The 19,771-nt window shown below is 54.4% G+C and carries 13 protein-coding genes, 4 tRNA genes, 3 rRNA genes and 1 pseudogene; 4 read left to right on the top strand and 17 right to left on the bottom strand.

The genetic code is table 11. The features are described from left to right. Nucleotides 1–6 precede the first annotated feature (6 nt). From KGP25_RS04760 to dnaQ, 6 genes and pseudogenes are all read right to left on the bottom strand, one after another. Nucleotides 7–1,521 (bottom strand): ABC transporter substrate-binding protein, encoded by a 1,515-nt coding sequence (locus tag KGP25_RS04760; protein WP_074167081.1) that lies wholly within the window; start codon nucleotides 1,519–1,521, stop codon nucleotides 7–9. 2 nt (nucleotides 1,522–1,523) lie between these two features. Then, nucleotides 1,524–2,606, bottom strand: a complete 1,083-nt coding sequence (locus tag KGP25_RS04755; protein WP_045909855.1) for an oligopeptide/dipeptide ABC transporter ATP-binding protein — start codon at nucleotides 2,604–2,606, stop codon at nucleotides 1,524–1,526. Continuing rightward, a complete protein-coding gene (locus KGP25_RS04750; RefSeq protein WP_223540042.1) occupies nucleotides 2,603–3,616 on the bottom strand; it encodes an ABC transporter ATP-binding protein in 1,014 nt (337 codons plus the stop codon). Before KGP25_RS04750 ends, KGP25_RS04755 begins: the two co-directional genes overlap by 4 nt. Then, nucleotides 3,613–4,331: pseudogene (locus KGP25_RS04745) on the bottom strand (FCD domain-containing protein). Before KGP25_RS04745 ends, KGP25_RS04750 begins: the two are co-directional and overlap by 4 nt. A 379-nt stretch (nucleotides 4,332–4,710) precedes the next feature. Beyond that, nucleotides 4,711–4,787: transfer RNA gene (locus tag KGP25_RS04740), tRNA-Asp, on the bottom strand. A 132-nt stretch (nucleotides 4,788–4,919) separates the two neighbouring features. After that, the gene (gene dnaQ, locus KGP25_RS04735) at nucleotides 4,920–5,651 is read right to left on the bottom strand and encodes a DNA polymerase III subunit epsilon (RefSeq protein WP_048029949.1); all 732 of its coding nucleotides are present in this window, start codon (nucleotides 5,649–5,651) and stop codon (nucleotides 4,920–4,922) included. A gap of 31 nt (nucleotides 5,652–5,682) precedes the next feature. Here dnaQ and rnhA point away from each other — a divergent pair, with 31 nt between their 5' ends. Then, a complete protein-coding gene (gene rnhA, locus KGP25_RS04730) occupies nucleotides 5,683–6,183 on the top strand; it encodes a ribonuclease HI (protein WP_223540539.1) in 501 nt (166 codons plus the stop codon). Here the strand turns inward: rnhA and KGP25_RS04725 are convergent, their stop codons facing one another. Beyond that, nucleotides 6,184–6,900 (bottom strand): class I SAM-dependent methyltransferase, encoded by a 717-nt coding sequence (locus tag KGP25_RS04725; protein WP_045909859.1) that lies wholly within the window; start codon nucleotides 6,898–6,900, stop codon nucleotides 6,184–6,186. A 32-nt stretch (nucleotides 6,901–6,932) separates the two neighbouring features. On the opposite strand from KGP25_RS04725, the gene gloB reads away from it, so the two are divergent. Both gloB and mltD read left to right on the top strand, forming a co-directional pair. Next, a complete protein-coding gene (gene gloB, locus KGP25_RS04720) occupies nucleotides 6,933–7,691 on the top strand; it encodes a hydroxyacylglutathione hydrolase (protein ID WP_223540041.1) in 759 nt (252 codons plus the stop codon). Between the two features lie 68 nt (nucleotides 7,692–7,759). After that, a complete protein-coding gene (gene mltD, locus KGP25_RS04715) occupies nucleotides 7,760–9,124 on the top strand; it encodes a murein transglycosylase D (RefSeq protein WP_045909861.1) in 1,365 nt (454 codons plus the stop codon). Between the two features lie 52 nt (nucleotides 9,125–9,176). Here the strand turns inward: mltD and KGP25_RS04710 are convergent, their stop codons facing one another. From KGP25_RS04710 to KGP25_RS04700, 3 genes are all read right to left on the bottom strand, one after another. Next, on the bottom strand, nucleotides 9,177–9,950 hold the full coding sequence (locus KGP25_RS04710) for a class I SAM-dependent methyltransferase (RefSeq protein WP_196351995.1): 774 nt from the start codon (nucleotides 9,948–9,950) through the stop codon (nucleotides 9,177–9,179). Between the two features lie 76 nt (nucleotides 9,951–10,026). Continuing rightward, a complete protein-coding gene (locus tag KGP25_RS04705) occupies nucleotides 10,027–10,827 on the bottom strand; it encodes an endonuclease/exonuclease/phosphatase family protein (protein ID WP_025912579.1) in 801 nt (266 codons plus the stop codon). A gap of 136 nt (nucleotides 10,828–10,963) precedes the next feature. Further along, the gene (locus tag KGP25_RS04700) at nucleotides 10,964–12,139 is read right to left on the bottom strand and encodes an MFS transporter (RefSeq protein WP_196351994.1); all 1,176 of its coding nucleotides are present in this window, start codon (nucleotides 12,137–12,139) and stop codon (nucleotides 10,964–10,966) included. 104 nt (nucleotides 12,140–12,243) lie between these two features. Here KGP25_RS04700 and yafC point away from each other — a divergent pair, with 104 nt between their 5' ends. Next, nucleotides 12,244–13,149 (top strand): DNA-binding transcriptional regulator YafC, encoded by a 906-nt coding sequence (yafC, locus tag KGP25_RS04695; protein ID WP_045909864.1) that lies wholly within the window; start codon nucleotides 12,244–12,246, stop codon nucleotides 13,147–13,149. A gap of 29 nt (nucleotides 13,150–13,178) precedes the next feature. On the opposite strand, the gene dkgB is transcribed toward yafC, so the two are convergent. From dkgB to KGP25_RS04660, 7 genes are all read right to left on the bottom strand, one after another. Beyond that, nucleotides 13,179–13,982, bottom strand: a complete 804-nt coding sequence (dkgB, locus tag KGP25_RS04690; RefSeq protein WP_048029939.1) for a 2,5-didehydrogluconate reductase DkgB — start codon at nucleotides 13,980–13,982, stop codon at nucleotides 13,179–13,181. Between the two features lie 160 nt (nucleotides 13,983–14,142). Then, nucleotides 14,143–14,219: transfer RNA gene (locus tag KGP25_RS04685), tRNA-Asp, on the bottom strand. A gap of 56 nt (nucleotides 14,220–14,275) precedes the next feature. Beyond that, nucleotides 14,276–14,391, bottom strand: a 5S ribosomal RNA gene (gene rrf, locus KGP25_RS04680). 72 nt (nucleotides 14,392–14,463) lie between these two features. Continuing rightward, nucleotides 14,464–17,367, bottom strand: a 23S ribosomal RNA gene (locus KGP25_RS04675). A 170-nt stretch (nucleotides 17,368–17,537) separates the two neighbouring features. Further along, nucleotides 17,538–17,613: transfer RNA gene (locus tag KGP25_RS04670), tRNA-Ala, on the bottom strand. Nucleotides 17,614–17,720: 107 nt separating this feature from the next. Further along, nucleotides 17,721–17,797 (bottom strand) — tRNA-Ile (locus KGP25_RS04665). Nucleotides 17,798–17,866: 69 nt separating this feature from the next. Beyond that, nucleotides 17,867–19,408, bottom strand: a 16S ribosomal RNA gene (locus KGP25_RS04660). Together the 16S, 23S and 5S rRNA genes with 3 tRNA genes alongside form the textbook arrangement of a ribosomal RNA operon. Between the last annotated feature and the right edge of the window lie 363 nt (nucleotides 19,409–19,771).

The following is a 19,771-nucleotide window of genomic DNA, read 5'->3' as shown; positions in this document are numbered from 1 at the left end:
GGACGGTTATTTCGCCAGCGTTAAGCCAGCCAGACGCACGATGCCGTCCGGGTACGGCTTAAAGCCCTGCACGCTTTTGTTCAGGCCAAAAATACGCGGCTCGAAGTAGAGGTAGGCAATCGGCATATCCGTTTGCAGCTGTTTCACCACCTTGTCGTACAGCGGCTGGCGCGCAGCCTGGTCGGTGCTCTGGCGCGCCTGGGTCAGCCACTCATCGACCTGCGCATTGCTGTAGCGGCCGTCGTTCAGGGTGCCTTTGCTGTTGATAAAGCCGTAGATGCTGCCGTCCGGATCCGGGCGCCCCGACCAGCCGGAGAAGCTCAGCTGATAGTCCCCGCTCTGCTGGCGGTCCAGCAGCGTGGCGAATTCGGTCATCTGCAGGTTCAGGTTAAAGCCCGCCTCGGCGACCATCGCCTGCAGCACCTGCCCCACCTGCTGTGAGGTGGGGTTGTTCGGCACCAGCAGGTTGACGGTCAGCGGCGCGCTGACGCCAGCCGCTTTGAGCAGCGCTTTGGCCTTGTCGACGTCACGCGGCGGGACCGGCAGGTTGACGTGATACGGGCTGACCGTCGAAAACGCCTGGTTGGCTGGCGTATACAGTCCTTCAAAGACCACCTGGTTTAGCGCATCGCGGTCGATAGCCTGCGAGAAAGCCTCGCGCACGCGGGCATCTTTGAACGGGTCGTTAGCTGGCACCTTGCCGTTATTGATGTTGAAGGTGATGCCCTGATAGCCCAGGCCCGTTACCTTCGCCAGCGCCAGCTTGCTGTCGGCTTCGACGGTTTTCACGTCGCTGGCAGCAATCCCTTCGGTCAGATCGAGATCGCCCGCGCGCAGGTTCGCGAGGCGCACGGAGGCATCCGGGATCGGCAGATAGATGATTTTGTCGAAGTGGTAGGCGTCTTTGTTCCAGTAGTTGTCGAAGCGGGTCAGAACAATGCGGTCCTGAGATACGCGGCTGTCGAATTTATACGGGCCAGAACAGACGGGATGGGCAGCAAAGTCAGGCTTTTTCGCCGCCTCGGGGGCCATCATTGCACCCGCGCGGTCGGTGAGCTGCATCAACAGCGCGGCATCGGGGGTCTTCAGGTGCAGCGCAATCTGCATCGGGCCGGTGACCTCGACCGATTCAACAGAGGAGATCTCGCTCTTACGCAGGGAGCCTTTCAGGGTCAGGGCGCGGTCGAGGTTGTATTTTGCCGCAGCGGCATCGAATTTCTCACCGTCGTGGAAGGTGACGCCTTCGCGCAGATTGAGCGTCAGGGTTTTACCGTCGTCACTCCACGCCCAGTCTTTGGCCAGACCGGGGACGACCTTCAGATTTTCATCCACGTCCACCAGCCTGTCGCACAGGGAGGCGAAGACGAAGCGGCCATAGTAGGTGCGCGCCAGATGTGGGTCGAGCATGTCCGGATCTGCCCCCAGGCCAATACGCAGCACGCTTTCAGAATGGGCGGGCAGCGCCGCGCCAAGCAACATAACACTTCCCAGTACGGTCAACAGAGAATTACGCATTGTCATTATCATGAGTTCCTTGAAGGAAGGGATGAATGGGTGGCCGCGTGTTCAAACAGCGCGCGGCGGCGCAGAAAAGCGGCGGATGGCGGTGCGATCTGGATAACGCTGCGATCGCGGTTGATCTCCTGCCAGCGGTGGCAGGCAACCTGACGCCCGCCATCGAGCACCTGATTAATCGGCTCGACCTGGCGGCATTCGTCGGTGACGTAGGGGCAGCGGGTGTGGAAACGACAGCCGGACGGCGGGCTGGCAGGGTTCGGTAAGTCCCCCTGCAGCAGCGGCGCGGCGCGTTCAGCGCCCGGCTGCATCTGCGGCGCCGAGGCGATCAGCGCCTGCGTATAAGGATGAAGCGGCGCGTCAAATATCTCATCCACGGTGGCGAGCTCGACGATTTGCCCGAGGTACATGACCGCCACGCGGTCGCTCATGTGGCGGATCACCGCCAGACCATGGGCGACAATCACCATTGTCAACCCCAGCTGCTGCTTCAGGCTTTCCAGCAAATTGACCACCTGCGCCTGAACGGAGACGTCCAGCGCGGATACCGGCTCATCGCCCAGCAGCAGCTTCGGTCCCGAGGCCAGCGCGCGCGCAATGCCGATACGCTGGCGCTGCCCGCCGGAAAACTCGTGCGGGTAGCGCCCGGCCCAGGCGGCGGGCAGGCCTACGGTTTTAAGCAACTCGGCAACGCGGTACTGGCGATCCGCTTTTTTCATGTTCTGATGCAGCCACAGCGGCTCGCCGACGATCTGCTCCACCGTCATGCGCGGGTTCAGGGAGGCGAAGGGATCCTGGAAGATGATCTGCAGCTCGCGGCGGAGCTGATTGAGCCGCGCGCCCGAGGCGTGGGTGATCTCTTCCCCCTGATAAAACACGCGCCCTTCGCTGGCGGCCAGCAGGCGCAGCAGCAGGCGGCCAAGCGTGGATTTTCCGGAACCGGACTCGCCGACAATCGCCAGCGTTTCGCCCGGCATGACCGCAAGCGACACGCGATCGACCGCCGTGACGAACCGGGCCGGGGTAAAGAGTTTTTTCGGACCGGGGAACAGCTTGCTGAGGTCCCGTGCTTCAAGAATGGGTGTGGTCATGCGGTCTCTCCCAGGGCGATGTGGTGTTCGAGCGGCACGCGGAAGCAGGCAACCTGATGGCCCGCGCCGAGCGTGGCGAGCTGCGGTTTTTCATCATGGCAGCGCGCCTGCGCAAACGGACAGCGGGTGGCAAAACGACAGCCCTTCGGCATGGATTCCGGCAGAGGTACCGAACCGGGAATGGTGGAAAGCGGGCCTTTACGTGCGCCAAGGGAGGGAATCGACCCCATCAGGCCGATGGTGTACGGGTGCTGCGGATCGGCAAATATCGCCTCAACGCTGCCCTGCTCTACCACCTGTCCGGCATACATCACCGCCACCTGCTGCGCCACTTCGGCCACCACGCCTAAATCGTGGGTGATCATCAGCACCGCCGTGCCGGTCTCTTCTTTGAGGGCGTTGAGCAAGGCGAGGATTTGCGCCTGGATGGTGACGTCGAGCGCGGTGGTCGGTTCGTCGGCAATCAGCAATTTGGGATGGTTAATCAGCGCCATGGCAATCATCACGCGCTGGCGCATGCCGCCGGAAAGCTGATGAGGATAAGCCTTGAGACGCATCTCTGCCGCCGGGATCTGCACTTTCTCGAGGATCTGCAGCGCGACCTTCATCGCCTCTGCGCGCGAGATGTCCTGGTGTCGCATGACCGCTTCACTCAGCTGATCGCCCAGCGTAAACGCCGGATTGAGCGAGGTCATCGGCTCCTGGAAAATCATCGCCAGCTCGCTGCCGCGCAGATCGGCATATTCCCGCGGCGAGAGCTTGCGCAGATCGTGGCGGCGAAACTGCATCTCCCCGCTGACGATCCCTGCGCTGGCGGGCAGTAACCCCATCAGCGCCAGTGAGGTGATACTTTTCCCGCAGCCGGACTCTCCCACCAGCGCCAGCGTTTCACTCGCCCTGACGGTCAATGAGATACCGTCAAGCACGCTAACCGGTGAGCCCGCGAACGTAACGTTGAGGTTTTGGACTTGCAGTACGGGCGTGGCGTCCTTAAAGGGGATTGTCGTCATGGCGTGAAGTCGTCCTCAAGGTGGATAGCCTGAATCAGGGCGGTTTGCAGGCTGAGCAGGTGTTCGCGCATGGCGGCCGCAGCTTCATTAGGCTGGCGATGGATAATCGCCGCCATGATCTTGTGATGGTGGTCGTTATAGCTATCGACACGTTCGGGCGTGCGGGCTAATTCGCGCAGATGCTGCCAGCCCGGTTCACGTCTGACGGCATCAATGGCATCAAACAGGCCGAGCATCAGACGGTTGCCCGCAGCCTCGGCAATCGCCCGGTGAAAGGCGCTATCCCAGAGTTCGTTAAGATCGCGGTCATCCGGGCTGACCTTATCGATGCGTTCCAGCATGCGCTGCATAAGCGCGAGGTTTTCCCTGGTGGCACGCAGTGCCGCAGCCGGGCCAGGCCGGGTTCAAGCTGAAGACGAGCTTCCATCACTTCCAGCAGGTTGGTTTGCTGCACCAGTCCCTGAAGGGCCAGCGGTTCAACAGGTGCTGACGGGCCGATAAAGGTCCCTTTGCCCTGCTTACGCCAGATACGCCCCTCCTCTTCCAGCACATCCAGCGCACGACGGACTTCACGTCGCCCTACGCCGAGAGTGTCCGACAGCTCACGTTCCGTGGGCAGCGGAATGCCTGGTGTTGACTCATGCTGGTTGATTAGCCCGCGCAACTGCTCAAGCGCGGTGCTGGAATTGGCCAGAAACCGTGACGGTTTTTCCATATTGGTTCGCTCGCTTTCATCATTGCTTTATTTTTATTAACGATAAGTTATTGATATGGAATGAAGCTTATCGTGCTAATGATTAAGCAATAACCAAACCAATACGTAATTGGTTCGGTATTTTTTTGGCAAACGCGAGATAACCAAATGATTCTGCGTGAATTATTTTTACAGAAAGACACACTCTGAATGAGGTCTGAAGAGAGTCATGGTGGCAAAATGCACAACAATAGTGCAAATAACGCACTGCAACCGTGCAATTGTTGATTAATTGCACCATTGATATTAACTTTTTGTTAACGATAAGTGAGAGTATGGGATTACAGAACGCGGAAACGACGAAGGCCTGAATCATTTCTGATTCAGGCCTTCTGAATAGTGGCGGAACGGACGGGACTCGAACCCGCGACCCCCTGCGTGACAGGCAGGTATTCTAACCGACTGAACTACCGCTCCACTGTTCCCGTTTGGGGAACGAGGCGCATATTACGGTGCGCCTCCGATCTCGTCAACGCTTTTTCTCGCGTTTTGAATCGTTTGCTGCAAAAATCGCCCAAACGATGATTTTACAGGCATTCCGGCGTTTTTTCAGGCACGCCAGAGACAGCTGCCGCCCTTCTTCTGCACCAGATCAAGACGGGATTCGTGGTTAAGCAGCTCTTCATCACTGGCTAAAACAACCCGTAGCCGGCTTGCCTGACGGACAACACGCTGAATACCCGCTTCGCCCTGCGTCTGCTGAGACTCATTTTCCATACTGAACTTCATTGACGTCTGCCCGCCGGTCATCGTCAGATAGACATCGGCGAGGATCTGGGCATCGAGCAACGCCCCGTGGAGCGTTCGTTTGGTATTGTCTATCTCGTAGCGCGAACAAAGTGCATCCAGGCTGTTACGCTTGCCGGGGAACATCTTCCTCGCCAGCGCCAGACTGTCTGTTACCTTACAGAAGGTGTTCGTCTTCGGGATATCACGATTAAGCTTGCTGAATTCATAGTCCATAAAGCCGATATCGAACGAGGCGTTATGGATGACAAGTTCGGCGCCCTTGATGTATTCCAGAAACTCGTCAGCCACATCCGCAAACGTCGGCTTATCCAGCAAGAACTCATCGGCAATACCGTGAACGCCGAACGCTTCGGGGTCCACCAGCCGATCGGGCTTTAGGTAGACGTGGAAGTTGTTCCCCGTAAGACGACGGTTCACCACTTCAACGGCGCCGATCTCGATGATCTTATGCCCTTCGTAGTGCGCGCCGATCTGGTTCATACCGGTGGTTTCGGTATCGAGGACGATCTGGCGAGTAATTGCAGTGCTCATAGCGGTCATTTATGTCAGACTTATCGTTTAACTGAACGTTTCAAATACAGGAAGTCTACCAGAGATGCGTAAACAGGTAGAAATTTTCACCGATGGATCTTGTCTCGGCAACCCAGGTCCCGGCGGCTACGGCGCGATTATGCGTTATCGCCAGCACGAAAAAACTTTTAGCGAAGGCTATTTTCTGACCACCAACAACCGGATGGAGCTCATGGCGGCCATTGTGGCGCTGGAGGCGTTAAAAGAACATTGTGACGTGGTGTTAAGTACCGACAGTCAGTACGTCCGCCAGGGAATTACCCAGTGGATCCATAACTGGAAAAAACGCGGCTGGAAGACTGCCGATAAGAAACCGGTCAAGAACGTCGATCTCTGGAAACGTCTTGATGCTGCGCTGGGCCAGCACCAGATTAAGTGGGAATGGGTTAAAGGGCACGCCGGCCATCCGGAAAACGAACGCTGTGACGAGCTGGCGCGTGCGGCGGCCGCTAACCCTGCGCATGAGGACGCGGGCTATCAGCCTGAATCCTGATCAGGGCTTTTTGTATTGCCGCGTGGCGCCAACGGTCTGACGGATTGGCGTTTTCGATTTGCTCTGCTTCATGGGATTAAGCGTAAGGGGAATGGTTCGCTTACGCGCGACGATAAACTGCATGCAGCCTAAGGCAGGCAAATGCGTGCTCAACAAGACGCCCCCCTGCCGCGCCCAGGGCAGCACCTGAAAACCGCCGTAGCAGAGCACTTCGAAGTTCAGCAGTGACAGCCAGTCGAGCTGGCGCATCATGGTAAACATCCGGCTGTTGTAAGGCGGCGTCCGACGCAGCACCGGTACCAGCTTACGCAGGCCCATCAGGCTCAGCGGATTGAATCCGCTCAGTACCAGCCAGCCGTCATCAATCAGCACGCGATCGGCTTCGCGAAGCAGACGGTGCGGATCGCTGCACCAGGGTAACGTATGTGCGAGCAAACACGCATCAACGGATTTTTCCGCAAACGGCAGATGTAACGGGTCTGCTTTCACCTGTACCGGCGATCCGCCGAGAGAGACGTTGACCTGATGCGAGATAGCGCAGCTTTCGGTATTGATTTCCGCGCTGAGATTGCCAATCTTAAGCAGGTGAAAGCCATACATTTTCGCCAGCCAGGGCTTCAGCTGTTGCTCTAACGCTTCGCGATAGTATTCACCCCAGGGCAATTCCGCCCAACGTTCCGGTGCTGCGACAGTCTGAGGTATCCTTGCCGGTTTCATCAACACACCCGCCACGCTATTAGAGGTAATGTATGAATCTTATCAGTATTTCCGCTTTTGAGGACAATTACATCTGGGTTTTGGTGGACGATGAACGTCGATGCGTCATTGTCGATCCCGGAGAATCCGCCCCCGTACTGCGCGCAATAAAAGAGAACGGCTGGCAGCCGGAAGCCATTCTGTTGACGCATCACCATCACGATCATACGGGCGGCGTGCCTGAACTGCGCGCCCACTTTCCGCATGTTGTGGTTTACGGACCGACAGAGGCACAAGATAAGGGACTCACGCAAGTAGTCGAAGAAGGCGAAAAAATCCTCATACTTGAGTGGGAGTTTTCCGTATTTGCTACACCGGGTCACACTTTGGGACATCTGTGTTTCTACAGTAAGCCTTATCTTTTTTGCGGCGACACGCTGTTCTCCGGAGGCTGCGGAAGACTGTTTGAAGGCACACCAGCACAAATGTATCAGTCTTTACAGAAGATTAACGCATTACCCGATGATACCGTTATTTGTTGCGCGCATGAGTATACATTAGGAAATATGAAGTTTGCCGTCAGCCTGTTACCTGAGGATCGGGCGATTCAGGATTATTATCACAAAGTGAAGGAGTTACGTGCAAAAAACCAAAAAACACTCCCCGTAATTCTGAAAAACGAGCGCCAAATTAATTTATTTTTACGAACAGATGATATTGATTTAATTAATAAAATTAACCAAGAAACAAATTTGCAACAACCAGAACAGCGATTTGCATGGTTAAGGTCAAAGAAAGATAACTTCAGATAATTGCGGGTTGCCTTTTCAAAATTTCGCCGTTATCATCGCTCGTCTTTTAAGCAACTATTGACACACACATGAAGGCAAAAGCGATATTACTCGCCTCTGTCCTGCTTGTAGGTTGCCAGTCGCAGAACGGCAGCAACGTACAACAGCACGCACAGAGCCTTTCTGCAGCTGGTCAAGGGGAAGCAGGGAAGTTTACAAGTTCGGCGCGCTGGATGGACGATGGAACATCTTTCGCGCAGGATCAAGACTTGTGGACCTCTATTGGCGACGAGCTAAAGATGGGAATTCCGGAAAATACCCGGATTCGCGAACAGAAACAGAAGTATTTAAGTAATAAGAGCTATCTCCACGATGTAACGTTACGGGCAGAGCCGTATATGTACTGGATAGCCGGGCAAGTTAAGAAACGTAACATGCCTATGGAGCTGGTACTCCTACCCATAGTGGAGAGCGCTTTTGACCCACACGCGACGTCTGGCGCCAATGCCGCAGGCATTTGGCAGATCATTCCGAGCACCGGGCGAAACTATGGTCTGAAACAGACCCGCAACTATGATGCGCGTCGCGATGTTGTCGCTTCAACGACAGCCGCTCTCGACATGATGCAACGTCTGAACAAGATGTTTGACGGCGACTGGCTGTTGACGGTCGCAGCGTACAATAGCGGCGAAGGTCGTGTACTGAAGGCAATGAAAGCGAATAAAGCACGGGGTAAATCCACCGATTTTTGGTCGCTCTCACTGCCACAGGAAACAAAGATTTACGTACCGAAAATGCTGGCACTGAGCGATATTCTCAAGAACAGCAAGCGTTACGGTGTGCAACTGCCAACACCAGACGAAAGTCGTGCACTGGCGCGTGTTCGCCTCAGCAATCCGGTTGATATTCAACAGGTTGCTGATATGACGGGTATGTCGGTAAGTAAACTGAAAACCTTTAATGCTGGCGTTAAAGGCTCAACCCTGGGGGCGAGTGGTCCGCAGTATGTAATGGTTCCGCAGAAACATGCTGAGCAGTTACGTGAGTCTTTAGCTTCGGGTGAAATCGCTGCCGTTCAGTCAACGCTGATCGCGGATGCCTCACCCGTCAACAGCCGCAGTTATAAGGTTCGTTCAGGTGATACGCTTTCAGGCATTGCATCACGTCTTGGCGTGAGCGCAAAAGATCTCCAGCAGTGGAACAATCTGCGCGGATCGGGCTTGAAAGTGGGTCAGAATCTGACGGTTGGCGCAGGTAGCAGTGCGCAGCGTCTTGCCAACAACAGCGATAGCATTACCTATCGCGTGCGTAAGGGTGACTCGCTGTCCAGTATCGCAAAACGTCACGGCGTGAACATCAAAGATGTGATGCGCTGGAACAATGATACTGACAATCTGAAACCAGGCGACCAGCTGACGCTGTTTGTGAAGAACAGTGCGACGCCAGACTCCTGATAACACGACCGAAAGATAAAAAGGCACCGATTCCCCTCGGTGCCTTTTTTGTTTATCCCGCTTTTTGCGCTTCCGCCATGATGGTATCGCTGGTAAATGAACCGTCGTCCTGCAGTTCAAAGTACGCCTTCACCTCTGCGGAAGCACTCTCCTGATACAGCCTGATTGCCTGACTTAATGCTTCCGGGGTGCGCATACGCGCTATCCACGAGCTAAACTCCAGTGGCAAACGGTCTGTGATTAACGAGCGTGTAATCAGTCCCGCTTCCGTGATAAGCGATAACCACTCTCCGCTGGCGTAGTTTTGCACATGCGAGGTGTCGCGCAGCGCTTCCACCGTTTGCAGCCAGATATTGCGCACAGGGTGTCCAGGCGACATCACATCCATAATAATGAAGATGCCACCCGGCTTCAGAACGCGTTTGACTTCGCGTAATGCCTGGCCAACATCATGCCAGTGGTGCGCGGAATAACGGCTGATCACCACCTCAAACGCGGCATCATCAAAAGGTAAGGATTCGGCATAGCCCTGACGCGTATCAATGTTGTCCAGCCCCTTCGCTTTCGCCGCTTCAGCAACCACCTCCAGCATCTGGCTGGATAAGTCATATGCGGTAACCTGCGCCACCTGCTGCGCAGCCGTGAAGCTGGCATGCCCGGCCCCGCAGCCTAAATCCAGCACGTGCGCCTGCGGGAATGCCGACAGGCGCTCACCGAGGCGTACCAGATCGCGACCTGAAGCGTGTACGGCGCTGCTCAGATACGCATTTGCCTGCGAACCAAACTGTTTTTCTACGTTGTCATGATGGGAGTGTGTTGTTGTCATCGTACTGTCCTTTGTGGGTTAAAAATAAAAGGGCAGCACCTGCACAGGCCTGCCCCACGGCAGACCTGACACACCATTATTTATCAGGTTTGCCGGGACTGAATTCGACGAGTAGAGGGTTATGATCGGAGGCGCGCGTCACCAGCACGGAGGCATCGTGCACGCTCAACCCACGATAGAAGACAAAGTCGAGAGGACGACCAAAGGCTTTTTTGCGCTGGTCATCGCTAAAACGAACTTCACGCAACGACATTTCGCGCGCAAAGCGGTACAGCGCATTCATGCGCGGACGGCTCCAGGCATTGAAATCGCCGGCCATAATGATGGGCCCGCTGTGATGCGCTATCTGATCGCCAATCGGAAGTAACTGCTTACTGTACACATCCACGCCCAGGCTGAAGTTTACCGCGTGGATATTCACGACCATCAGCATACGGGTATCCGGCAGCGGATAGACCGTCACCAGCGCCGATTTCGCCAGGCGCAGAATAGGCTCTCGTTCGCGCAGTGGACAACAATAGACGGGATGTGCCGCTGAAAGCGTCATCACGCCCGAGGGGTGCTGAGGCAGAACAAAGGCGGGTACCTGGTCGGCGGCAAGATAGTGAGTGGTAGCAAACCGAACGAGTTCAGGCGTGGTTTGCGCCTCCTGGAGCAGGACCAGATGGGCATCTTTGCCAAAATTCTTGAGAACCGATAACCACTCCGCACGCTGCTGCTTAAAGATATTCCACACCAGTACACGGATTTTTTCATCGCTGCTTAACGGTGTGCCGGCGGGTAATGCCTGGCTTATGCTCGCAAATGACCCCGGAGGCAAGATCCTCTCCGCGGGCATTCCGGCTACATAACGCATGGCATAGGTATTTTTTCGCACTTTTGGAAACAGCCTCTGTAACATGAACCAGTCCGGAAAACGGACTGGTTCTAATGTTATAGGGACTTTAGGTCACACTTTCAACGCAATTTCTGAGAAACCGCTTTCCAGTTTTGTAAGCAAGCGCTTACTGATGTTAACCCAGCGCGACGCGGGCGGGTTTATCAAGACGTCCGCTCAGCCCAATCAACAGGAAAGCGACCAGGACAATCACCGCGCCAATCCATGGCGTCTGGGTTAATCCGACGTGTTCAACGGTTTGCCCACCAATGATGGAGCCCAGCGCGATACCAATATTAAAAGCGGCAATATTCAGGCCGGAAGCCACATCCACCGCATTGGGCGTATAAAGCTCGGCTTTCTGTACAACGTAGACCTGAAGCCCGGGTACATTACCAAAGGCGAAGATCCCCATGACCAGTACCGTGATCAGCGCGGCGTACTGTATCGAAGCCGTGAACTGGAAAATCATCAACAGAACGACCAGCGCGGCGAAGATGAATTTCAGCGCCGGTACCGCCCCATGCTTATCCGCAAGCTTGCCGCCCCAGATATTGCCTATCGCAACGGAAATACCGTATCCCAGCAATATCCAGCTCACGGCATTGGGGGAGAAGCCCGCCAGGTCCTGCATCATCGGTGCAAGGAAAGTGAAGGCGGTGAATACGCCGCCATAGCCCAGCGCCGTAACCGCGTAGATGATCAGCAAACGCGGATGCGTGAGCACCTTCAGCTGATCGCTCAGGCTGGCGCTGGCCCGGCCAGGAATATTCGACGGCACCAGCAGCAGGCTGGTCACCAGGGCAATGACGCCCAGTAAGGAGACGGCCAGGAACGTTTCACGCCAGCCGAAGTGTTGTCCGATAAACGTGCCCAATGGTACGCCCGTGACGAGTGCAACGGTCAGCCCACCGAACATGATCGCAATGGCGGAGGCCGCTTTCTCTTTTGGTACCAGGCTGGTTGCAATAGTGGAACCAATCGAGAAGAACACCCCATGGGCGAGGCCGGTCAACAGACGAGCGATGACCAGCGTGGTGTAGTCCGGCGCCTGCCAGGCCAGCACGTTGCCGGCGGTGAACAGCACCATTAATGCAACTAACAGCTGCTTACGCGGAAAGCGTCCGGTCAGAGCCGTCAGCACGGGTGCACCGACGGCAACGCCCAGGGCATAGATGGACACCAGCAATCCGGCGGAGGGCAATGAGATCGCGAGCTGGTTAGCAATGGTGGGAACCAGTCCCACGATAACAAATTCGGTCGTGCCAATTGCAAAGGCACTGATCGTCAGGGCAAGAAGCGCCAGTGGCATAAAATACTCCGTATCATCAGGATTAAGATGACAGGCAGTATGCGCCAGTGCTTAAATAACAAAAATGGTCAAAATATCAATAGAATTTTGCGGGTGGTGCAACAATGAAAGCAACGTCGGAAGAGCTGACAATCTTTGTCGCCGTCGTCGAAAGCGGCAGCTTTAGCCGCGCGGCCGAACAGCTGGGACAGGCTAACTCAGCCATTAGCCGCTCGGTAAAAAAGCTGGAGATGAAGCTTGGGGTGAGCCTGCTCAACCGAACGACGCGGCAGCTGAGCCTGACGGAAGAAGGAGAGCGTTATTTTCGCCGCGTGCAGTCGGTACTGCAGGAGATGGCCGCAGCGGAGACCGAGATTATGGAAACCCGCAGCACGCCGCGTGGGTTACTGCGCATTGATGCGGCCACGCCGGTTGTGCTTCACTTTCTGATGCCGCTGATTAAACCTTTCCGCGAACGTTATCCGGAGATGACGCTCTCTCTGGTCTCCTCAGAGACGTTTATCAACCTCATCGAGCGAAAGGTAGATGTGGCTATCCGGGCGGGAACGCTGACCGATTCAAGCTTGCGTGCCCGCCCTCTGTTTGCCAGCTACCGAAAAATTATCGCGTCGCCACAGTATATTGCTGAACATGGTAAACCGGAGACGGTTGAAGAACTGAAGCAGCATCTGTGCCTGGGCTTTACGGAGCCAGTATCGCTGAACACCTGGCCTGTCGCCTGCCATGATGGGCAACTTCATGAAATTACTAGCGGATTGTCGTCTAACAGCGGGGAAACGCTGAAGCAGCTGTGCCTCGAAGGCAATGGTATCGCCTGCCTGTCAGACTATATGATCGATAAGGAGATTGCGCGAGGTGAACTGGTGGAATTGATGGCCGATAAACGCCTGCCGGTCGAAATGCCTTTTAGCGCAGTGTATTACAGTGACAGAGCAGTGAGTACGCGCATTCGTGCCTTTATTGATTTTCTGAGTGAACATATAAAAACAGCTCCCGGAGGAGCTGTGTGAGGGTTCAGGTTACAGAGGGTGGGTCAAACTTAATCCCAGTGAGGAGCTAAGCCTTCCGGGCTGACCAGGCGATCGTTGCACTCCAGGGCTGCGATCGCTTTTTTATCGTCAGCATCCAGGTGAAGATCCGTTGCTAACAGGTTGCTCGCCAGGTTTTCACGTTTAGTTGAAGATGGGATCACGGCATAACCTTCACCCATAGCCCATGCCAGAATGACCTGCGCGGCAGTCGCGCTATGTTTCTCAGCGATACGCGTAATCACTTCATCTTTCAGCGCCTTACCATAGGCCAGCGTCATGTATGAGGTGATGTGGATCCCGTGCTGTTTTGCCCAGTCCACGACTTTGCGGTTCTGCAGGTAAGGAGACAGTTCAATCTGGTTGGTCGCAATATTTTCTGCACCTACAGCCGCAATGGCTTTTTCCATCAGCGGGATCGTGAAGTTGGAGATCCCAATTTCGCGGGTTAAGCCCTGCTTTTTCGCTTCCAGCAGCGCCTGCATGAATTCTTCCACGGAGACGGCATCGTTTGGTGATGGCCAGTGGATCAGCGTCAGATCGACGTAGTCAGTACGCAGTTTTTTCAGGCTTTCTTTCAGGCTTGGGATCAGCTTGTCTTTGCTGAGATTCTCAATCCAGATTTTCGTGGTAATGAACAGCTCATTACGCGGTACACCGCTCTCTTCGAGAGCTTGTCCAACGGCAGCTTCGTTTTCATAGATCTGCGCCGTATCAACTGCGCGATAGCCCAGTTCGAGTGCGGTTTTAACTGATGCGATAACAACGTCGTCTTTCAGGCGGAAAGTGCCCAGACCAAATGCAGGGAGAGTCATAATTTTCCTCAATCGTTATGTTCGTAAACTGAGGATGATTATCGCTGGCGGTGTTATAGAGAAAAAGATCGTAAAACGCAGAGGATTTTTGCTGATTTCGCAATAATTAAACGTCAGATAAGAAAAAAGCCCTGAGCGCTAACTCAGGGCTTTTAATAAGTGGCGGAACGGACGGGACTCGAACCCGCGACCCCCTGCGTGACAGGCAGGTATTCTAACCGACTGAACTACCGCTCCACCGAAGACTGCTTGTAACCACCGGATTAATGCACCGGCTTACTACTTAATTTGATGCCTGGCAGTTCCCTACTCTCACATGGGGAGACCCCACACTACCATCGGCGCTACGGCGTTTCACTTCTGAGTTCGGCATGGGGTCAGGTGGGACCACCGCGCTAAAGCCGCCAGGCAAATTCTGTTAATCTGTATCAAGGCTGAATTTTGATTGTTCGTCTCTTCGCCAAAACAGCTTCGGCGTTGTAAGGTTAAGCCTCACGGTTCATTAGTATCGGTTAGCTCAACGCATCGCTGCGCTTACACACCCGACCTATCAACGTCGTCGTCTTCAACGTTCCTTCAGGAGACTTAAAGTCTCAGGGAGAACTCATCTCGGGGCAAGTTTCGTGCTTAGATGCTTTCAGCACTTATCTTTTCCGCATTTAGCTACCGGGCAGTGCCATTGGCATGACAACCCGAACACCAGTGATGCGTCCACTCCGGTCCTCTCGTACTAGGAGCAGCCCCCCTCAATTCTCCAGCGCCCACGGCAGATAGGGACCGAACTGTCTCACGACGTTCTAAACCCAGCTCGCGTACCACTTTAAATGGCGAACAGCCATACCCTTGGGACCTACTTCAGCCCCAGGATGTGATGAGCCGACATCGAGGTGCCAAACACCGCCGTCGATATGAACTCTTGGGCGGTATCAGCCTGTTATCCCCGGAGTACCTTTTATCCGTTGAGCGATGGCCCTTCCATTCAGAACCACCGGATCACTATGACCTGCTTTCGCACCTGCTCGAGCCGTCACTCTCGCAGTCAAGCTAGCTTATGCCATTGCACTAACCTCCTGATGTCCGACCAGGATTAGCTAACCTTCGTGCTCCTCCGTTACTCTTTGGGAGGAGACCGCCCCAGTCAAACTACCCACCAGACACTGTCCGCAACCCGGATTACGGGTCTACGTTAGAACACCAGCCATTAAAGGGTGGTATTTCAAGGACGGCTCCATGCAGACTGGCGTCCACACTTCAAAGCCTCCCACCTATCCTACACATCAAGGACCAGTGTTCAGTGTCAAGCTATAGTAAAGGTTCACGGGGTCTTTCCGTCTTGCCGCGGGTACACTGCATCTTCACAGCGAGTTCAATTTCACTGAGTCTCGGGTGGAGACAGCCTGGCCATCATTACGCCATTCGTGCAGGTCGGAACTTACCCGACAAGGAATTTCGCTACCTTAGGACCGTTATAGTTACGGCCGCCGTTTACCGGGGCTTCGATCAAGAGCTTCGCGTTGCCGCTAACCCCATCAATTAACCTTCCGGCACCGGGCAGGCGTCACACCGTATACGTCCACTTTCGTGTTTGCACAGTGCTGTGTTTTTAATAAACAGTTGCAGCCAGCTGGTATCTTCGACTGATTTCAGCTCCACCCGCAGGGGCTTCACCTACATATCAGCGTGCCTTCTCCCGAAGTTACGGCACCATTTTGCCTAGTTCCTTCACCCGAGTTCTCTCAAGCGCCTTGGTATTCTCTACCTGACCACCTGTGTCGGTTTGGGGTACGATTTGATGTTACCTGATGCTTAGAGGCTTTTCCTGGAAGCAGGGCATTTGTTACTTCAGCACCGTAGTGCCTCGTCATCACACCTCAGCGTTAAAAGGTACCGGATTTACCTGGAACCTCCGCCTACATGCTTAAACCGGGACAACCGTCGCCCGGCTAACATAGCCTTCTCCGTCCCCCCTTCGCAGTAACACCAAGTACAGGAATATTAACCTGTTTCCCATCGACTACGCCTTTCGGCCTCGCCTTAGGGGTCGACTCACCCTGCCCCGATTAACGTTGGACAGGAACCCTTGGTCTTCCGGCGAGCGGGCTTTTCACCCGCTTTATCGTTACTTATGTCAGCATTCGCACTTCTGATACCTCCAGCATGCCTCACAGCACACCTTCAACGGCTTACAGAACGCTCCCCTACCCAACAACACATAGTGTCGCTGCCGCAGCTTCGGTGCATGGTTTAGCCCCGTTACATCTTCCGCGCAGGCCGACTCGACCAGTGAGCTATTACGCTTTCTTTAAATGATGGCTGCTTCTAAGCCAACATCCTGGCTGTCTGTGCCTTCCCACATCGTTTCCCACTTAACCATGACTTTGGGACCTTAGCTGGCGGTCTGGGTTGTTTCCCTCTTCACGACGGACGTTAGCACCCGCCGTGTGTCTCCCGTGATAACATTCTTCGGTATTCGTAGTTTGCATCGGGTTGGTAAGCCGGGATGGCCCCCTAGCCGAAACAGTGCTCTACCCCCGAAGATGAGTTCACGAGGCGCTACCTAAATAGCTTTCGGGGAGAACCAGCTATCTCCCGGTTTGATTGGCCTTTCACCCCCAGCCACAAGTCATCCGCTAATTTTTCAACATTAGTCGGTTCGGTCCTCCAGTTAGTGTTACCCAACCTTCAACCTGCCCATGGCTAGATCACCGGGTTTCGGGTCTATACCCTGCAACTTAACGCCCAGTTAAGACTCGGTTTCCCTTCGGCTCCCCTATACGGTTAACCTTGCTACAGAATATAAGTCGCTGACCCATTATACAAAAGGTACGCAGTCACACCACAAGGGTGCTCCCACTGCTTGTACGTACACGGTTTCAGGTTCTTTTTCACTCCCCTCGCCGGGGTTCTTTTCGCCTTTCCCTCACGGTACTGGTTCACTATCGGTCAGTCAGGAGTATTTAGCCTTGGAGGATGGTCCCCCCATATTCAGACAGGATACCACGTGTCCCGCCCTACTCTTCGAGTTCACAACCTGTGTGTTTTCGTGTACGGGACTGTCACCCTGTACCGTGCGACTTTCCAGACGCTTCCACTAACACACAAGCTGATTCAGACTCTGGGCTGCTCCCCGTTCGCTCGCCGCTACTGGGGGAATCTCGGTTGATTTCTTTTCCTCGGGGTACTTAGATGTTTCAGTTCCCCCGGTTCGCCTCGTTAACCTATGTATTCAGTTAACGATAGTGCAACGAATTGCACTGGGTTTCCCCATTCGGACATCGCCGGGTCAAAGGTTCATATCACCTCGCCGGCGCTTTTCGCAGATTAGCACGTCCTTCATCGCCTCTGACTGCCAGGGCATCCACCGTGTACGCTTAGTCGCTTAACCTCACAACCCGAAGATGTTTCACTTCTGATTGCGAAAATTTGAGAGACTCGAACACACCTTAAAGATGTGTCGTTTCAATTTTCAGCTTGATCCAGATTTTTAAAGAGCAAAACTTCGCAGTGCACCTTTTCAGGTTCACTCTGAAGTTTTCTTGGGTTCGCAGTAAAAGATGGTGGAGCTATGCGGGATCGAACCGCAGACCTCCTGCGTGCAAAGCAGGCGCTCTCCCAGCTGAGCTATAGCCCCATCGTTTTGCAATCTCTGTACCGGTAATTTTTCCTGAGACAAGGCGTGGTAACGCGAAGCATACATCAGTATGTGAGCGTTGCCGCAACGCAGTATCAGGGAAAATTTGGTAGGCCTGAGTGGACTTGAACCACCGACCTCACCCTTATCAGGGGTGCGCTCTAACCACCTGAGCTACAAGCCTGCAGAGATTCTTACTGCTGTTTTTCATCAGACAATCTGTGTGAGCACTACAAAGGCAGGTTCTTTAAGGTAAGGAGGTGATCCAACCGCAGGTTCCCCTACGGTTACCTTGTTACGACTTCACCCCAGTCATGAATCACAAAGTGGTAAGCGCCCTCCCGAAGGTTAAGCTACCTACTTCTTTTGCAACCCACTCCCATGGTGTGACGGGCGGTGTGTACAAGGCCCGGGAACGTATTCACCGTAGCATTCTGATCTACGATTACTAGCGATTCCGACTTCATGGAGTCGAGTTGCAGACTCCAATCCGGACTACGACGCACTTTATGAGGTCCGCTTGCTCTCGCGAGGTCGCTTCTCTTTGTATGCGCCATTGTAGCACGTGTGTAGCCCTACTCGTAAGGGCCATGATGACTTGACGTCATCCCCACCTTCCTCCAGTTTATCACTGGCAGTCTCCTTTGAGTTCCCGGCCTAACCGCTGGCAACAAAGGATAAGGGTTGCGCTCGTTGCGGGACTTAACCCAACATTTCACAACACGAGCTGACGACAGCCATGCAGCACCTGTCTCAGAGTTCCCGAAGGCACCAATCCATCTCTGGAAAGTTCTCTGGATGTCAAGAGTAGGTAAGGTTCTTCGCGTTGCATCGAATTAAACCACATGCTCCACCGCTTGTGCGGGCCCCCGTCAATTCATTTGAGTTTTAACCTTGCGGCCGTACTCCCCAGGCGGTCGACTTAACGCGTTAGCTCCGGAAGCCACGCCTCAAGGGCACAACCTCCAAGTCGACATCGTTTACGGCGTGGACTACCAGGGTATCTAATCCTGTTTGCTCCCCACGCTTTCGCACCTGAGCGTCAGTCTTTGTCCAGGGGGCCGCCTTCGCCACCGGTATTCCTCCAGATCTCTACGCATTTCACCGCTACACCTGGAATTCTACCCCCCTCTACAAGACTCTAGCCTGCCAGTTTCGAATGCAGTTCCCAGGTTGAGCCCGGGGATTTCACATCCGACTTGACAGACCGCCTGCGTGCGCTTTACGCCCAGTAATTCCGATTAACGCTTGCACCCTCCGTATTACCGCGGCTGCTGGCACGGAGTTAGCCGGTGCTTCTTCTGCGGGTAACGTCAATCGATGAGGTTATTAACCTCACCGCCTTCCTCCCCGCTGAAAGTACTTTACAACCCGAAGGCCTTCTTCATACACGCGGCATGGCTGCATCAGGCTTGCGCCCATTGTGCAATATTCCCCACTGCTGCCTCCCGTAGGAGTCTGGACCGTGTCTCAGTTCCAGTGTGGCTGGTCATCCTCTCAGACCAGCTAGGGATCGTCGCCTAGGTGAGCCGTTACCCCACCTACTAGCTAATCCCATCTGGGCACATCTGATGGCAAGAGGCCCGAAGGTCCCCCTCTTTGGTCTTGCGACGTTATGCGGTATTAGCTACCGTTTCCAGTAGTTATCCCCCTCCATCAGGCAGTTTCCCAGACATTACTCACCCGTCCGCCGCTCGCCGGCAAAGTAGCAAGCTACTTTCCGCTGCCGCTCGACTTGCATGTGTTAGGCCTGCCGCCAGCGTTCAATCTGAGCCATGATCAAACTCTTCAATTTAAGTTTGATGCTCGTGAATTAAACTTCGTAATGAATTACGCATGTTCACTCAGAGACTTGGTATTCATTTATTGTCCGAAGACATTAAGAATCCATGTCACTTTGAGTGCCCACACAGATTGTCTGATAAATTGTTAAAGAGCAGTGCAACTCGGCTTTCGCTCACCGTTGCGAGGTGGCGTATATTACGCTTTCCTCTTTCAGAGTCAACCCGTTATTTCAGGATTTTTTCTCTTCAACCGAACCGCTTGTTGTGTGAAGTGATTCACATCCGCCGTGTCGATGGAGGCGCATTATAGGGGGCCGCCGAGGAATGACAAGCGGAAAAATGCATTTTTATTTCAACCGCTCATCTTTTCACCA

The sequence above is a fragment of the Enterobacter sp. JBIWA003 genome, assembly GCF_019968825.1.
GTDB classification, from domain to species: Bacteria; Pseudomonadota; Gammaproteobacteria; order Enterobacterales; family Enterobacteriaceae; genus Enterobacter; species Enterobacter quasiroggenkampii.
Note: the sequence above shows the minus strand (reverse complement) of the source record. Positions and strands in the feature narration are given on the sequence as shown.

Bases quoted from the DNA above. Each gene is read 5' to 3' on its own strand.
- KGP25_RS04755 (WP_045909855.1), bottom strand. From the start codon at position 2,606: ATGACCACACCCATTCTTGAAGCACGGGACCTCAGCAAGCTGTTCCCC.
- gloB (WP_223540041.1), top strand. From the start codon at position 6,933: ATGAATCTTATCAGTATTTCCGCTTTTGAGGACAATTACATCTGGGTT.
- KGP25_RS04710 (WP_196351995.1), bottom strand. From the start codon at position 9,950: ATGACAACAACACACTCCCATCATGACAACGTAGAAAAACAGTTTGGT.
- yafC (WP_045909864.1), top strand. From the start codon at position 12,244: ATGAAAGCAACGTCGGAAGAGCTGACAATCTTTGTCGCCGTCGTCGAA.
- dnaQ (WP_048029949.1), bottom strand. From the start codon at position 5,651: ATGAGCACTGCAATTACTCGCCAGATCGTCCTCGATACCGAAACCACC.
- dkgB (WP_048029939.1), bottom strand. From the start codon at position 13,982: ATGACTCTCCCTGCATTTGGTCTGGGCACTTTCCGCCTGAAAGACGAC.
- KGP25_RS04725 (WP_045909859.1), bottom strand. From the start codon at position 6,900: ATGAAACCGGCAAGGATACCTCAGACTGTCGCAGCACCGGAACGTTGG.
- KGP25_RS04700 (WP_196351994.1), bottom strand. From the start codon at position 12,139: ATGCCACTGGCGCTTCTTGCCCTGACGATCAGTGCCTTTGCAATTGGC.
- KGP25_RS04750 (WP_223540042.1), bottom strand. From the start codon at position 3,616: ATGACGACAATCCCCTTTAAGGACGCCACGCCCGTACTGCAAGTCCAA.
- mltD (WP_045909861.1), top strand. From the start codon at position 7,760: ATGAAGGCAAAAGCGATATTACTCGCCTCTGTCCTGCTTGTAGGTTGC.
- KGP25_RS04760 (WP_074167081.1), bottom strand. From the start codon at position 1,521: ATGACAATGCGTAATTCTCTGTTGACCGTACTGGGAAGTGTTATGTTG.